22 protein-coding genes are annotated in these 11,039 nt (G+C 58.0%); 16 read left to right on the top strand and 6 right to left on the bottom strand.

Annotation, left to right across the window (positions count from 1 at the left end; all coding sequences use genetic code 11):
• Window positions 1-15 precede the first annotated feature (15 nt).
• The 5 genes from PSH69_RS20750 to PSH69_RS20730 all read right to left on the bottom strand — a co-directional run bounded on the left by PSH69_RS20750 (window position 16) and on the right by PSH69_RS20730 (window position 2,094).
• Complete coding sequence (locus PSH69_RS20750) at window positions 16-255, bottom strand: DUF551 domain-containing protein (protein ID WP_305409675.1); 240 nt, start codon at window positions 253-255, stop codon at window positions 16-18.
• 292 nt (window positions 256-547) lie between these two features.
• Entirely contained in the window at window positions 548-742 is a 195-nt protein-coding gene (locus PSH69_RS20745; protein WP_305409674.1) for a hypothetical protein, read from the bottom strand.
• Window positions 743-969: 227 nt separating this feature from the next.
• Window positions 970-1,551 (bottom strand): DUF1566 domain-containing protein, encoded by a 582-nt coding sequence (locus PSH69_RS20740; protein WP_305409673.1) that lies wholly within the window; start codon window positions 1,549-1,551, stop codon window positions 970-972.
• Between the two features lie 27 nt (window positions 1,552-1,578).
• A complete protein-coding gene (locus PSH69_RS20735; RefSeq protein WP_305409672.1) occupies window positions 1,579-1,716 on the bottom strand; it encodes a hypothetical protein in 138 nt (45 codons plus the stop codon).
• Window positions 1,717-1,950: 234 nt separating this feature from the next.
• Window positions 1,951-2,094 carry a hypothetical protein gene (locus PSH69_RS20730; protein ID WP_305409671.1) on the bottom strand — a complete coding sequence of 48 codons (144 nt, stop codon included), beginning with the start codon at window positions 2,092-2,094 and terminating at the stop codon, window positions 1,951-1,953.
• Window positions 2,095-2,811: 717 nt separating this feature from the next.
• On the opposite strand from PSH69_RS20730, the gene PSH69_RS20725 reads away from it, so the two are divergent.
• The gene (locus PSH69_RS20725) at window positions 2,812-3,039 is read left to right on the top strand and encodes a hypothetical protein (RefSeq protein ID WP_305409670.1); all 228 of its coding nucleotides are present in this window, start codon (window positions 2,812-2,814) and stop codon (window positions 3,037-3,039) included.
• 4 nt (window positions 3,040-3,043) lie between these two features.
• Here PSH69_RS20725 and PSH69_RS20720 read toward each other — a convergent pair whose 3' ends face one another.
• Complete coding sequence (locus PSH69_RS20720; protein WP_305409669.1) at window positions 3,044-3,859, bottom strand: helix-turn-helix transcriptional regulator; 816 nt, start codon at window positions 3,857-3,859, stop codon at window positions 3,044-3,046.
• Window positions 3,860-3,930: 71 nt separating this feature from the next.
• Here PSH69_RS20720 and PSH69_RS20715 point away from each other — a divergent pair, with 71 nt between their 5' ends.
• From PSH69_RS20715 to PSH69_RS20645, 15 genes are all read left to right on the top strand, one after another.
• A complete protein-coding gene (locus PSH69_RS20715) occupies window positions 3,931-4,173 on the top strand; it encodes a hypothetical protein (protein ID WP_305409668.1) in 243 nt (80 codons plus the stop codon).
• Between the two features lie 27 nt (window positions 4,174-4,200).
• On the top strand, window positions 4,201-4,395 hold the full coding sequence (locus PSH69_RS20710; RefSeq protein ID WP_305409667.1) for a hypothetical protein: 195 nt from the start codon (window positions 4,201-4,203) through the stop codon (window positions 4,393-4,395).
• A gap of 394 nt (window positions 4,396-4,789) precedes the next feature.
• Window positions 4,790-5,614, top strand: coding sequence for a DnaT-like ssDNA-binding domain-containing protein (locus PSH69_RS20705; protein ID WP_305409666.1), 825 nt, complete (start codon window positions 4,790-4,792; stop codon window positions 5,612-5,614).
• Window positions 5,611-6,327 (top strand): replication protein P, encoded by a 717-nt coding sequence (locus PSH69_RS20700; RefSeq protein ID WP_305409665.1) that lies wholly within the window; start codon window positions 5,611-5,613, stop codon window positions 6,325-6,327. Before PSH69_RS20705 ends, PSH69_RS20700 begins: the two co-directional genes overlap by 4 nt.
• Window positions 6,324-6,767 (top strand): hypothetical protein, encoded by a 444-nt coding sequence (locus PSH69_RS20695; RefSeq protein WP_305409664.1) that lies wholly within the window; start codon window positions 6,324-6,326, stop codon window positions 6,765-6,767. Before PSH69_RS20700 ends, PSH69_RS20695 begins: the two co-directional genes overlap by 4 nt.
• Window positions 6,760-6,975, top strand: coding sequence for a TraR/DksA C4-type zinc finger protein (locus PSH69_RS20690; RefSeq protein WP_305409663.1), 216 nt, complete (start codon window positions 6,760-6,762; stop codon window positions 6,973-6,975). Before PSH69_RS20695 ends, PSH69_RS20690 begins: the two co-directional genes overlap by 8 nt.
• On the top strand, window positions 6,968-7,408 hold the full coding sequence (locus PSH69_RS20685) for a recombination protein NinB (RefSeq protein ID WP_305409662.1): 441 nt from the start codon (window positions 6,968-6,970) through the stop codon (window positions 7,406-7,408). The genes PSH69_RS20690 and PSH69_RS20685 overlap by 8 nt, the downstream gene beginning before the upstream one ends.
• On the top strand, window positions 7,405-8,004 hold the full coding sequence (locus PSH69_RS20680) for a recombination protein NinG (protein WP_305409661.1): 600 nt from the start codon (window positions 7,405-7,407) through the stop codon (window positions 8,002-8,004). Before PSH69_RS20685 ends, PSH69_RS20680 begins: the two co-directional genes overlap by 4 nt.
• A gap of 20 nt (window positions 8,005-8,024) precedes the next feature.
• Window positions 8,025-8,567 carry an HNH endonuclease signature motif containing protein gene (locus tag PSH69_RS20675; protein ID WP_305409660.1) on the top strand — a complete coding sequence of 181 codons (543 nt, stop codon included), beginning with the start codon at window positions 8,025-8,027 and terminating at the stop codon, window positions 8,565-8,567.
• Window positions 8,564-8,695, top strand: a complete 132-nt coding sequence (locus tag PSH69_RS20670; RefSeq protein ID WP_305409659.1) for a hypothetical protein — start codon at window positions 8,564-8,566, stop codon at window positions 8,693-8,695. The genes PSH69_RS20675 and PSH69_RS20670 overlap by 4 nt, the downstream gene beginning before the upstream one ends.
• Window positions 8,682-8,933: a hypothetical protein gene (locus PSH69_RS20665; RefSeq protein WP_305409658.1), complete on the top strand. Its 252-nt coding sequence runs from the start codon at window positions 8,682-8,684 to the stop codon at window positions 8,931-8,933. The genes PSH69_RS20670 and PSH69_RS20665 overlap by 14 nt, the downstream gene beginning before the upstream one ends.
• Complete coding sequence (locus tag PSH69_RS20660) at window positions 8,930-9,124, top strand: hypothetical protein (protein ID WP_305409657.1); 195 nt, start codon at window positions 8,930-8,932, stop codon at window positions 9,122-9,124. Before PSH69_RS20665 ends, PSH69_RS20660 begins: the two co-directional genes overlap by 4 nt.
• Window positions 9,121-9,414, top strand: a complete 294-nt coding sequence (locus tag PSH69_RS20655) for a hypothetical protein (protein WP_305409656.1) — start codon at window positions 9,121-9,123, stop codon at window positions 9,412-9,414. Before PSH69_RS20660 ends, PSH69_RS20655 begins: the two co-directional genes overlap by 4 nt.
• Window positions 9,411-9,845: a dATP/dGTP diphosphohydrolase domain-containing protein gene (locus PSH69_RS20650; protein WP_305409655.1), complete on the top strand. Its 435-nt coding sequence runs from the start codon at window positions 9,411-9,413 to the stop codon at window positions 9,843-9,845. The genes PSH69_RS20655 and PSH69_RS20650 overlap by 4 nt, the downstream gene beginning before the upstream one ends.
• Window positions 9,845-11,038 carry an oxidoreductase gene (locus tag PSH69_RS20645; RefSeq protein ID WP_305409654.1) on the top strand — a complete coding sequence of 398 codons (1,194 nt, stop codon included), beginning with the start codon at window positions 9,845-9,847 and terminating at the stop codon, window positions 11,036-11,038. The genes PSH69_RS20650 and PSH69_RS20645 overlap by 1 nt, the downstream gene beginning before the upstream one ends.
• Window position 11,039: the final 1 nt, after the last annotated feature.

Genomic DNA, 11,039 nt, shown 5'->3' with positions numbered 1-11,039 from the left:
TCCAGATCGGCGGGGTTATTCGGCGGGCGGGGCAGGTAGTGGCTGCCAGTGGGTTGGCTCCATTGAGCCATCAAAGTCGATAACGAGATTTCCCAAGCCATCATTTGCAGCCGGGTGAAAATCAGAATCGTCTGTTGAGTAAATCGTTGGCTCAACCCAGCGACCTTTGGTTCGGTCTCTGAAATTCCATCCGGAGCCGATAACAAGCACGCCATCATCTGGCAGCCTGTCTTCAACCTTGATCCATTCGCTCATCTCAATCTCCAATCAGGCGATATACCCGCCCGGCATAGTGGTAACGACCTTCCGAGGTGCGTCATGCATCCGACCTTTGGCACAGTCATGGACGTCGGGGCGTGGCTTGCGGGGGAGGAGTGCGGTTGTGCGTTTCATGGCTGCACCTGCGAAGTAATTGCTGTCAACGCCAGACTGAGGCAGGCCACCGCCCGGTGTTCTGTTAGGCATGTGACGCTCACAACCGTGATGCTTGAGCCGCCAGTCGCAGTCCACGACCCGTCGGGGTTTTTCTTTACTTCGATCACATGGCTCATGACGTCACCTGCTGAACCGCCTCGCGGAACCTTGAAGGCGCCCAGTCGCAAGACTCGTCCTCTGCGATATGTCCGAACATTGCGATGCAGCGATTGGCGTACACACAGTCGCCGCAGGTCTTTCCTTCTGGCAGGTTCATCTTGTCGGCGTTGTCCGCCGTGCGCGGATATGGTTTACGTTGTTCGCTCATCACACTCACCTCCAATCGCCCAATAAAAAGCCCGGACGAACCGGGCTTTACCACCTTACGTAACGACCGGGCGCATGAGGCGTCGGATCGTGGCTGTCTGTTACATGGCTGCAAATCCTCCGCGTTGAGATGCTGCAGGTGGCCGGCACTGCCCGGCACGTATCAGGCCTGGCCTCTCGTACCTGAGAAGCCCCGCGATTCACCCGCAAAAAGCAATGAATGAAGAATTAAATAGGCAATCTGCGGACGGGGCGGACGCGCGCGGTGACGAGCTTGCCATCGATGCTCTGATTGCCAACACCGAAGTACATGTCGAATGCGAGGTAGGCGGAGCGCTGCGAACTCGACCAGTACCAGGTCTTCTCGAAGTGCTCAGCAATGTTCTGCCAAGCGTGATTCAGCTCACCGATGCTGGGCAGGTAGAAGTCGTGGTGACCGTCTGCGGAGTGATTGCCGGCTGCCTCGGCTGCCGGGAATGTTCCGCCAGACTCCAACAGAGTCGTGGTATTCAGGATGCCGTTGACCTTGCTGGTGGCGGCGGTCTCGGTGCCGTACTCGCCCCAGGCGTGTTCGCCAAGGTCTTTGTCGGCGAAGATCAGGTGGTAAAGCTCGCCATCCTCACCCTGCCTGATGCCGGCATAGATGCCACCTTGCCCCACCCAGTAAGTGCCGATCGCTGGAACATCGCTGTTCGCCGCCGGCGCCTTGGCTTGCTCGCCACCAAGAACCAAGTTCGCAAACTGCAACACCAGCGCCTTGTCTGGACTGCTGATCGATGATTCGCCGCAGGTTAGGGTATGAGTCGTCATGTTCCGTGCTCCTTGTCTGGTCGGCGCTCAAATAGCGCTGGATGCTTGAGTGTTGAGCTGTTCTTGCTCGGCTTCGGTCGGATAGCGTTTGGGGCCGGCCAGCATTCTCACCAGCCATGGCAACAGGACGTTCCGGGTGAAGCTGATTCGGGATTTCTCAGCCATGGCTGTATTGCTCCTCAGTAGTCGCAAATCTGGTGGTAAACCGGTTTGAATTTGGCCGGCTTGGTTTCGGTGGTCATGAGGTAAAGCATGAACAGGGCAAACATTTCGTCTTGCTCCTCTGTGTGGCTTTCGAATACCTCCCGGGGTTTGAGAGGCAGTCGTAAAGCCAGATAGCCAGCCTGAAACAGCAGGAAGCCATCTGAGATATGTGGTTGTGGGCTTTGGGCGGGGAGGTCAGCGCCAGAACGCTGCGACCCCGGTGATAGTTCGCCAGCGCTCACGCACTTGCGTCAGTGGATCGGTTGGCAGGCCGACATCAGGTGGCGGTTCTGGCCGCGCATGGCTGAGCGCTGCGCCGATCAGGATGATCTTGAGCATGGTGTTCTCCAAGTGGCAGTGGGCGCGTGATCCACAATCGAATCTGTCGGGATTTCACCGCTTGGCGCCAAACTGATGCAGGTGGGCGGTTATAGGCCGCAGTTTCGTCCGCATCGGGGTGTGATCTGCACGAGGTCGTCACCTCTGGCTCTGCCTGCGCCGGTTTCTGCCCGGCGTGCTCAGTGGCTGGCCTGATTACAAGTCAGGTGCCTTGCTTTGCTGCAGATCACACCCCGATGCGCTCTCATAGAGAGGATCGGGCAGTTAACGACAGGCTGTCGTGGCGCTGGTTGTTGCTGAATTCTGTTTTCTCCACCACGCGCATCGCCCGATTCATATCTCTAATCTGCGTCACACATTTCGTGTTCGGTGTTCTTCGCAGACCGGCTTGCGTGGTTTCGCGTACTCACATCTGGTGAGCACGGCCAGTTCCAGAGCTGGCATGGAGATCGAATTTATTGCTCGCGCTGTGCCAGTTGCCTGGGATCGATCTGCGAGGATCTTGAATTGTTAAAGAGCGGCGGGTCTTTTCAGGCCCTGGCGCCGGGTTGTTCGTTGGCGTTGAACAGAATTTAGCTCGCTGCTAAAGATCGGTCAATAGCTTGTCGCTAAATAGTTGAAGAAAATTTAGCTAAAGGATAAAAGGTAGGCGTGACTGGTCTGAGCCTGTAGAGAAATAAATCTCGGCTCTTAAGAGAAAAAAGACGGGAGGCTGTGATGGCTGGTGTGAAAGTTAGGGCAGGGGTTGAAGCGAAGTGGGCAGATCAGGAGGTAAAGAAGAACGTCACCAGTGCTGGCGAATTGGCCGCATTGGCGGTTCGGCTTCTGGTAGAGGAGGTGGGGACTGATGCTGCGAGGCAGTTGATCCGCGACGAACTGGGAGTCTATCGAACGGATTACAAGGGCGCCGGGGTTGACCAGCGCACTGCCAGAAAGGAAGGGTAGGACGTTACAGCGTTCTGCCGCGCCCACGGGTTGGGCGAATCGTGGACCACCAGAAAACGAAACCAATAATTCGGATAGATTCAGCAACCTCGTCAGCCGAGTAAATTTCGTCCGGGTGCTCTTCTGAGTTCTCTGACCGAAGGCGCAATCCACCGCCCGGCTGGCGATAGAGGTACTTCACCCGCAGCATACCGCTGTGCTCGATCGCGTAAATCTCCCCGTCGATGATGTTGGTGGTTCCCTTGTCGATTCCTACCGTGGAGCCGTCCAGGATAAGGCGTGACATGCTGTTGCCCGCCACGGTCGCCGCCATCGCATTGGCCGGCTCTACTCCGGCATCTCTTAACGTCGATCTTGAAAGCCTGATGCACCGCCCCGGAATGGCTTGGACTGAAGTAGCTCCATTGCCCGCAGAAATCTCTACTTCCTTATACAAAGGCACTTCGACCTCCTCACTCTCCAGTGGCGTGTCGCTACCCCAAGGTGAAATTTCCCCTATCAGGTGCAACTCACTCTCCCGGGCTATCGGCAGCTGGAAGACATTGTTTAGCTCGGAGTGATCGGCGGTATCGTGCACCTGGTCAAGCCAACCGTGCGGCAACAGCTCGGCCATCTCAACTCGGCGCGCCATGACGTCGCCCACGCTGCGAGTGGCGTTCTCCGACAGCATCTGGCTCAGGTAGGACGGCGAAGTCCCCCACAGCTCTGCGCACACAGCCTTAGATCGCCCCTTCAGCAGGGCGACCATGTTTGTTCGGCGAATCGATTTGATATCCATGCCGCCAAGGTTACAGCCCGGCGCTAACTTTGAAATATACAAGTGGCTAAACTCCTGCTTGCCTTAAGTTTAGCGGTGCGCTAAATTCTCCTCGTATTCAAAGGAGAATTCCCATGTCCACCCAAGTCCGAGACTGGCTAAACAGCCATACAGACGATGAGCGAACCGCTTTGGCGGACTCCGCCGGCACGTCTGTTGGTTACCTCTGGCAGCTCGCCGGTGGCCATAGAAAGGCATCCGTAGAGCTAGCCGCGCGCCTCAACAAGAGCAGCAAAGGCGTCCTCACTCTCGAGGGTTTGCGCCCCGATCTTCACGAGCTTCTTTCTCAGCCCAAGCGCCGCCGCAACGCCGCCTAACCCATTACCCACCGCAAGGATCAACCTATGTCCTATGACAACCCCCGTCACACCAAGGACCGAGAAATAAAGTCTCGCTATGACGATGAGACATACGAGGCGCTGAAAGCGCTCGCCAGGCTCCACAAATTGCAACTCGCCGTGTTCGTACGAATGTGCGTCGAAGAGAAGCTGGAAAGCATCGTTGAACGGGATGTTACCTCTCATCGCACATCGGCCTGAAGGCCCTAAAGGAGGCCTTTGTGCCTGAAACCACGATATGCCATGGCATTGATGGGGATCTTTACGAAAAGCTTGAGCGGCTGGCAAAACAGGAAGGAATAACGCCAGAGGAATACGCGGCGGCGCTCGGTAAAGAATCTCTCATTGAAAAGTCCAGGCCAAAAGGAGCCCGAAAGATTCGGCTTCTTCCAGTAGTGAAACGAGACCCTAACGTGGACTCAAGAGGCCCTCAAAAGGGCAGGCGAGGGACTGATGAGACCCATGATTAAACCAACCACCAAATTGCAGGCACAAAAAAGCCGGGATTGCGCCCCGGCTTCTTGCATTGCGTACTGCAAAACGTTCTGGAGCGAATCATGAACGACACCGACCGTAGCGTCAAGGGGGTCATGTGATGGCCCGCATCCGCACTGTAAAACCTGAGTTCTGGTCGAGCGAACAGGTGATGTCCTGCCGTCCGTTGGCTCGTCTGCTGTTCATCGGTCTGTGGAACTTCTGCGATGACGGCGGAAATCATCCGCTATCGCCAAGGACCATTAAGGCCCTGGTCTTCCCGGGCGACGACATCACCACTGAGGAAGTCAACGAACTCCTCGGCGAGCTGGAGGGCGCAAACCTTACCCAGAGCTACACCGCCGCCGGGAAAATCTACGTTCATGTACTTGGTTGGAAGCACCAGAAGATCGAGAAGAAGAACTTCAAATACCCGCCATTTCCTGCCGAGTTCGACGACCAGTCGGAGAGCGGTCGTCGACAATTCGCCGAAGAGTCGTCGACTGGTAGTCGACCGATCGACCCCGGAAGGGAAGGGAAGGGAATGGATCAACACCACTCTCTACCTGCGGGAGAAACTTTCCAAGGCTTCGAAGATCTCGAAGACCCGCAGCCGGAAGAGGTGCCGCCACCTGTTGACCCAAAGACCCCTGTGGAGATGACACTGGAATGGATGCCTGACGCCAATCTCCTGAAAACCTATTGCGTTCACTTCGGCGTCTCGACTGACCTGTTTACCAAGGAGGCTGTCGCCCCGTTCACCGCTCACCATGAAACAGCCGGAACGCTTGAGACCCAGGCTAAATGGGTTTCCCTGCTTGTCCGGTGGGTGAAGGGCGATACCAGTCGTGCAAGCAACGTTCGCCCATTCCCTGTTCGCCGCCAGTCCAACGAACCTGACTTCGACAGCAGTGCCTGGGCCGAAGGCCTTGTGGTGACCACATGAAGCCAGTCAACCAGCTCATGGCAACCATGGGCAACCTGCCGGTTGCCAGTGATGCCCAGCCGCTTCCAGTGACGCCACAGACAGCCGAGGTCGTGAACGATCTGTTCCGTCGCCTGCGTGGGATCTTCCCGGCATGGCGTCAGGCCTGGCCGTCTACCGAAGCGCTGGACGCTGCCAAGGCCGAATGGATCAAGGAGTTCGCCGCCGTCGGCATTCGCACCCTGGAGCAGATCGAGTTCGGCGTGCAGAAGTGCCGCAAGCTCAGCAAGCCGTTCGCGCCGAGCGTGGGTGAGTTCATCGCGATGTGCACGCCGAGCGCTGAAGACTTCGGCATGCCGTCCCCGGCTGACGCATGGATGGAAGCCCTGATCGGCACCTACAGCCATGAGGGCGTTCACATCGCGGCCAATGAGACCGGGATCTTTGACCTGCGCTCGGCCAAGCAGGAAGACAAGTCGCTCCGGGCACGGTTCGATCGGGCCTACGCGATCGTCATCCGCCGCGCTCAGGAAGGCCAGCCGCTGGACGGCAAGATCCTCACCGGCATCGGCCACGATAGCCAGAAAACCGCCTTCGAATTGGCCAATGAACTGGCCGACCAACAAACCCAAGCCCGAATCATTCAGCAAGGCATCCCGGCCGACGGCAAGTCCGCCCGCGCTCTGCTGCTCGCTAAATTCGGCAAGGACAAGAATCAGGAGCTTCCCCAATGACCGGCAATTACTGGAAAAAAATCTGCGCGATCCCGGCGTACATGTTCCTGCTCAGCCCGTCCGGCACCCGCGTCCAGAAGATGGAAGGCGGCAACTGGATCGATAAACACGAAGCGCAAAAGGTGGTTGATACGGCTGAGGATGAGTTGAGCGAATTGCGCGCCGAAAACGAAGTAGCCCGGATGCGGATCAAGGAGCTGGACCTGCTGTTTGGTCGGTACATCCTCGCCATGCGCGCAGCAGTCATCGAAGAAAATCCAGAAAAAGGGATGGAGTGGATTTACAACTCTCTCGCAGGGCCGGGCGAGCTGCCACCAGAAGACGAGACGGACGCACAGGCCTATTTCGACCGCGAGATTGTCGCCGTGGACAACGGCATGCAAGAGGTTCTGGCCTTCCACGATGCGCGCCGCGCCGCCAAGGAGGCCTCCCATGGTTGATATCGCCGATCTCGCCGACGAGGCAATCGAAGAGTCCCTGAATCGGTCCATCGCGAACATTCAGCGTTACACCGGAATCAGCGCCACTGAATGCGAGTGCGGCGAAGATATTCCGGAAGGCCGCCGTTTGGCCATTCCGGGGGTGAAGCTGTGCGCCGCGTGCCAGAACTTGGACGACCTGAAATCGAAGGGGGTTCGCCGTGGCTGACCTCATGCTTCGCAACGAGTCCGATCGCGCTCGCCTGATCGGCTACCTGACTGCCTTGGACCTGGCCAAGCCTCGCAAGCTGACCATCGTCGAAGTCCGCAGCAAGCGCAGCGATGCCCAGAACAAGCTGCTGTGGATGTGGAACGGGCTGATCCAAACGCATCTGCGCGAATCCTTCGGCCAGCTCGCCAGTTCCGAAGAATGGCACGAGATCTTGGTATCGAAGCTGTGGCCTGCAGAGGTGCATCCGGTCCAGCTTCCCGACGGCACCAAGTACCGCGTCGGCCGGGCCAAGACCCGCAAGTTCACCATCGCCGAGATGACCCAGTATCTGGAGTTGTTGGATGCCTACTGTGCCGAGCACCTGCAACTGCTGCTACCTCATCCGGATGACCTGATGTACGCCATCTACGGCGAGAGGAGGGCGGCATGAGCCTCTCAGCCAAGCAGCCACGCCCGAAAAAATGCCGCGTCGCAGAGTGCGGGGCCTCATTCGTCCCTGCGCGCCTGGGTCAGGCAGTGTGCAGTCCGGCCTGCGCGATCCTCGATGCGCCGAAGAACTTGGAGAAGGCACGCAAGGCCCTTGCCGATGTAGGGCGCAAGGAGCTGCAGGCGGCCAAGGAGCGCATCAAGCCGAAGGGGCAGTACATGAAAGAGGCTCAGGCGGTTATCAATCGCTACGTGCGGCTGCGTGATGCCCGCCTGGGCTGCATCAGTTGCGACAAGTCAGCCAGTTGGCCAGGCCAATGGCACTGCTCGCACTTTCGCAGCGTTGGTGCCGCCCCGCACCTCCGCTTCAATCTTTGGAACATGAATCGTTCCTGCTCAGTTTGTAACAACCATTTGAGCGGGAATATCGGTGCATACAAGCCAGCTCTCGTCGAGAAAATTGGCCAGGCCAAGGTTGATTGGCTGGAGTCGCATCACGCCCGCGCCGGACATGACATCGAATATCTCAAGCGACTGAAGCGGATCTTCTCCAAGAAGTGCCGAATTTTAGAGGGGCGATTGTCATGCAATGCAGCGTAGAAAACTGTGGTCGTGAGGCTATGTACAAGACCGCCCAGCTTTGCCAGATGCATTACTTCCGCGTGATGAGAAACGGGACAACCGAAAAGCTTCCGACGAGCCGTCAACAGCGGGTTATCACGCCAAATGGCTATGTGCGCGTGTTCGAGCCAGGCCATCCACTCGCCGACAAGGGTGGTTATGTGTTCGAGCATCGCCATGTCATGTGGGCCGAAGTAGGCCTGGGCTGCAGGGATTGTGAGCTGTGCTCGAAGCATGAGACCTGGCTGACCTGTCATGTCGATCATATCGATGACGACCGCCAGAACAATGAGCGCAGCAATCTGAGGATCCTCTGTCGTGGATGCAACACGAAGAGAGGCATTACACCTGAGAGCCATGCCGGTCGGAGTGATGTTGGCCTGATCGAGTTTGAAGGCAAGCGGAATACGGCAACTCAATGGGGCATGGATCCGCGGGTCATGGTAACTGGCGCGACCATCATGCGGCGGAAAAGGCTGGGGATGTCCGATTACGACGCCTTGTTTGCGCCGAAGAAAACGCACAAGGGGGCTACAGCATGATCACTTTCGTAAGCGAGAACCTGATCCATTTCTACCTTGCCTGGATGCTGGTGATCGGCGGCGGCTGCGTTGAGGGGATTCGCCGGCTGATGCGCCGGAACCGGATTGCGCGGGGTGTGCGCTCATGAACTGGCTCGCCATCACCTTCGGCATCTGCGCCCTGATCTGCTCGTCTGGTTCTTCCTGGAAGGCCACTTCATGACCTGGTGGCGGATTCGCAAGGAAGACCAGGTCAACTTCGACATGGAGCGGATGGTTGAGGCCCTGAATAGCCCCCGGCACCAACTTCCGGCCGGGTTGAGCAAGGAGGGCATTTGCGCTCACTTGCTGGAGCATGCAAGGAAAATTCAGGAGAGCCGGCCATGAACTGGAAACCCATCAGCAAGCACTGCATGTCCAGCGACGAGGGGTACCTGCTCAGAAAGTACAAGCTGGAATTCGGTGCGGCCTATGTCGCACGGACGCCGGCGGGGAAGATCCTGCACTCGGGCAAGGATCTGGACAAGGCCAAGGCTGCATGCGTTGAGCACCTGAACTCCAAGAAGGTGGCGGCATGACCCCAGAACTCCAGTACCCGATCGTCTTCATCTCGGCGTTCTTCCAGGTGTTCCTGCTTGGCCTGAACAGCAAACTGCTACGCGACGACAAGATCGTCGCCGGTTTCTTCGTGAGTTGGATGATCACCTTGGCGCAGTTCGCTTACATCTGGGCTGTCGCGCATTCCAACATTTCGACCGGAACCTTTCTGGTCGTTTCGGGGTTTGGCGGGTCGATTGGCATCACCGCCGCGCAATTTTTCTACCGCTGGTACGACTCGAAATTTCATCGCAAAGGGGCAGCAGCATGACCGAACTCAAGCCAACCAATCCAAAGGATCTGATCGGAAGTGGAAAGCTGCCTCTGCACCTGTGGCCAGTCACCGCCAGCGCACTGGGAAGCTTGGGCCTGCTTGATGGGATGCTGAAGTACGGCAGGTCGAACTTCCGCGCCGTGGGTGTTCGGGCGTCGATCTACTTCGATGCCGCCAATAGGCACCTGAACGCGTGGTTTGAAGGGGAAGAGGCTGATCCGGATAGCGGGTTGCCACACCTGGCCCATGCACTGGCCTGCCTGGCGATCATTGTCGACGCCCAGGCTGCCGGAAAGCTCAACGACGACCGCATGCATCCCGGCGGCTACCGTGCGCTGATCAACAGCCTCACGCCTCACGTGGCACGCCTCAAGGAGGCTCACGCCGACAAGAGCCCGCAGCATTACACCATCGAAGGGGCTCAGTAATGGCCGAGCGTAAAGTCACGGACGAGCAGATCATTGAGGCGCTCAAGACCATGGGCGTAGCGAAGGCTGCTGAACACCTTGGGCTCAATGTCCGCAGCCTGCAGAAACGCAAGGCGCGCATGGTCCGCAAGGGCTGGAGCCCCGAGCACGACATGACCCACATCGTGCCGGATGGATTCCACCTAAAGGGCACGTCGAGCCTGTACAAAGAAGGGGTGAAGGCGCCTGTACTGCAATGGGTGAAGACCTCGATCGACCATGAGCGGCAGCGCGAGCTGAACGAAGCCTTCGCCAGAGCATTCCTGGAGGACGTCAACTCGCTGCCGGAGATTACAGGGCCTATTGAGGCACTGGATACCGACATCATCCCGTGGTTCCAGATCGGCGATGCCCACATCGGGATGCTCGCGCACTCCCATGAGGTAGGCCACAACTTCGACCTGAAGATTGCCGAGCGCGAACTGATCGTTGCCATGCACAAACTGATCGACCGGGCGCCGAGCTGCGAGCGATGCGTGATTCAGGACCTGGGAGACATGTCGCACTACCAAGACTTCACCGCCAAGAGTGAATCCGGCCACGACTTCGACTTCGACAGTCGCTACCCGAAGATGATCGAGGTCTGCGCCCGGGTGATGCGCTCGATCGTCGACAAGGCGCTCTCCAAGTTCCAGTTCGTCGACGTGATCGTCAACCAGGGCAACCACTCGCGGTCGAACGACGTCTGGATGCGGATCTTCCTGAATCACGTCTATCAGGAAAATCCACGCCTTCACGTCCTCGATAACTCCAGCGTGTTCATCCCATACCGCATGGGCAACACCTTCGTCATGTGCCACCACAGCGACAAGTGCAAGCCGGATCGCCTGATCGACGTCATGGCCACCGACTTCTCCGTGGATTGGGGCGAGGCGACCTACCGCTACATCGACATCGGCCACATCCACCACCGCATGCAGTCGAAGGAGTCCGCCGGCGTGACGGTCGAGTCATGGAATCAACTCGCCCCGGGCGACAAGTACGCACACGACGGCGGCTGGCGGTCCCGCGCGTGCCTGAGCGCTGTGCTGCGCTCCAAGACATATGGCGAGAAGGGCCGCATCACCATTAGCGCCGAAGAGGTGAAGGACATTATCTCGAGCGCTGTGCCAGGCGCTGAAGCTTCGAAACGTCGCGCTGTGTATTCGGTTTAAG

The sequence above is a fragment of the Pseudomonas sp. FP1740 genome, assembly GCF_030687165.1.
Classification (GTDB): domain Bacteria; phylum Pseudomonadota; class Gammaproteobacteria; order Pseudomonadales; family Pseudomonadaceae; genus Aquipseudomonas.
Note: the sequence above shows the minus strand (reverse complement) of the source record. Positions and strands in the feature narration are given on the sequence as shown.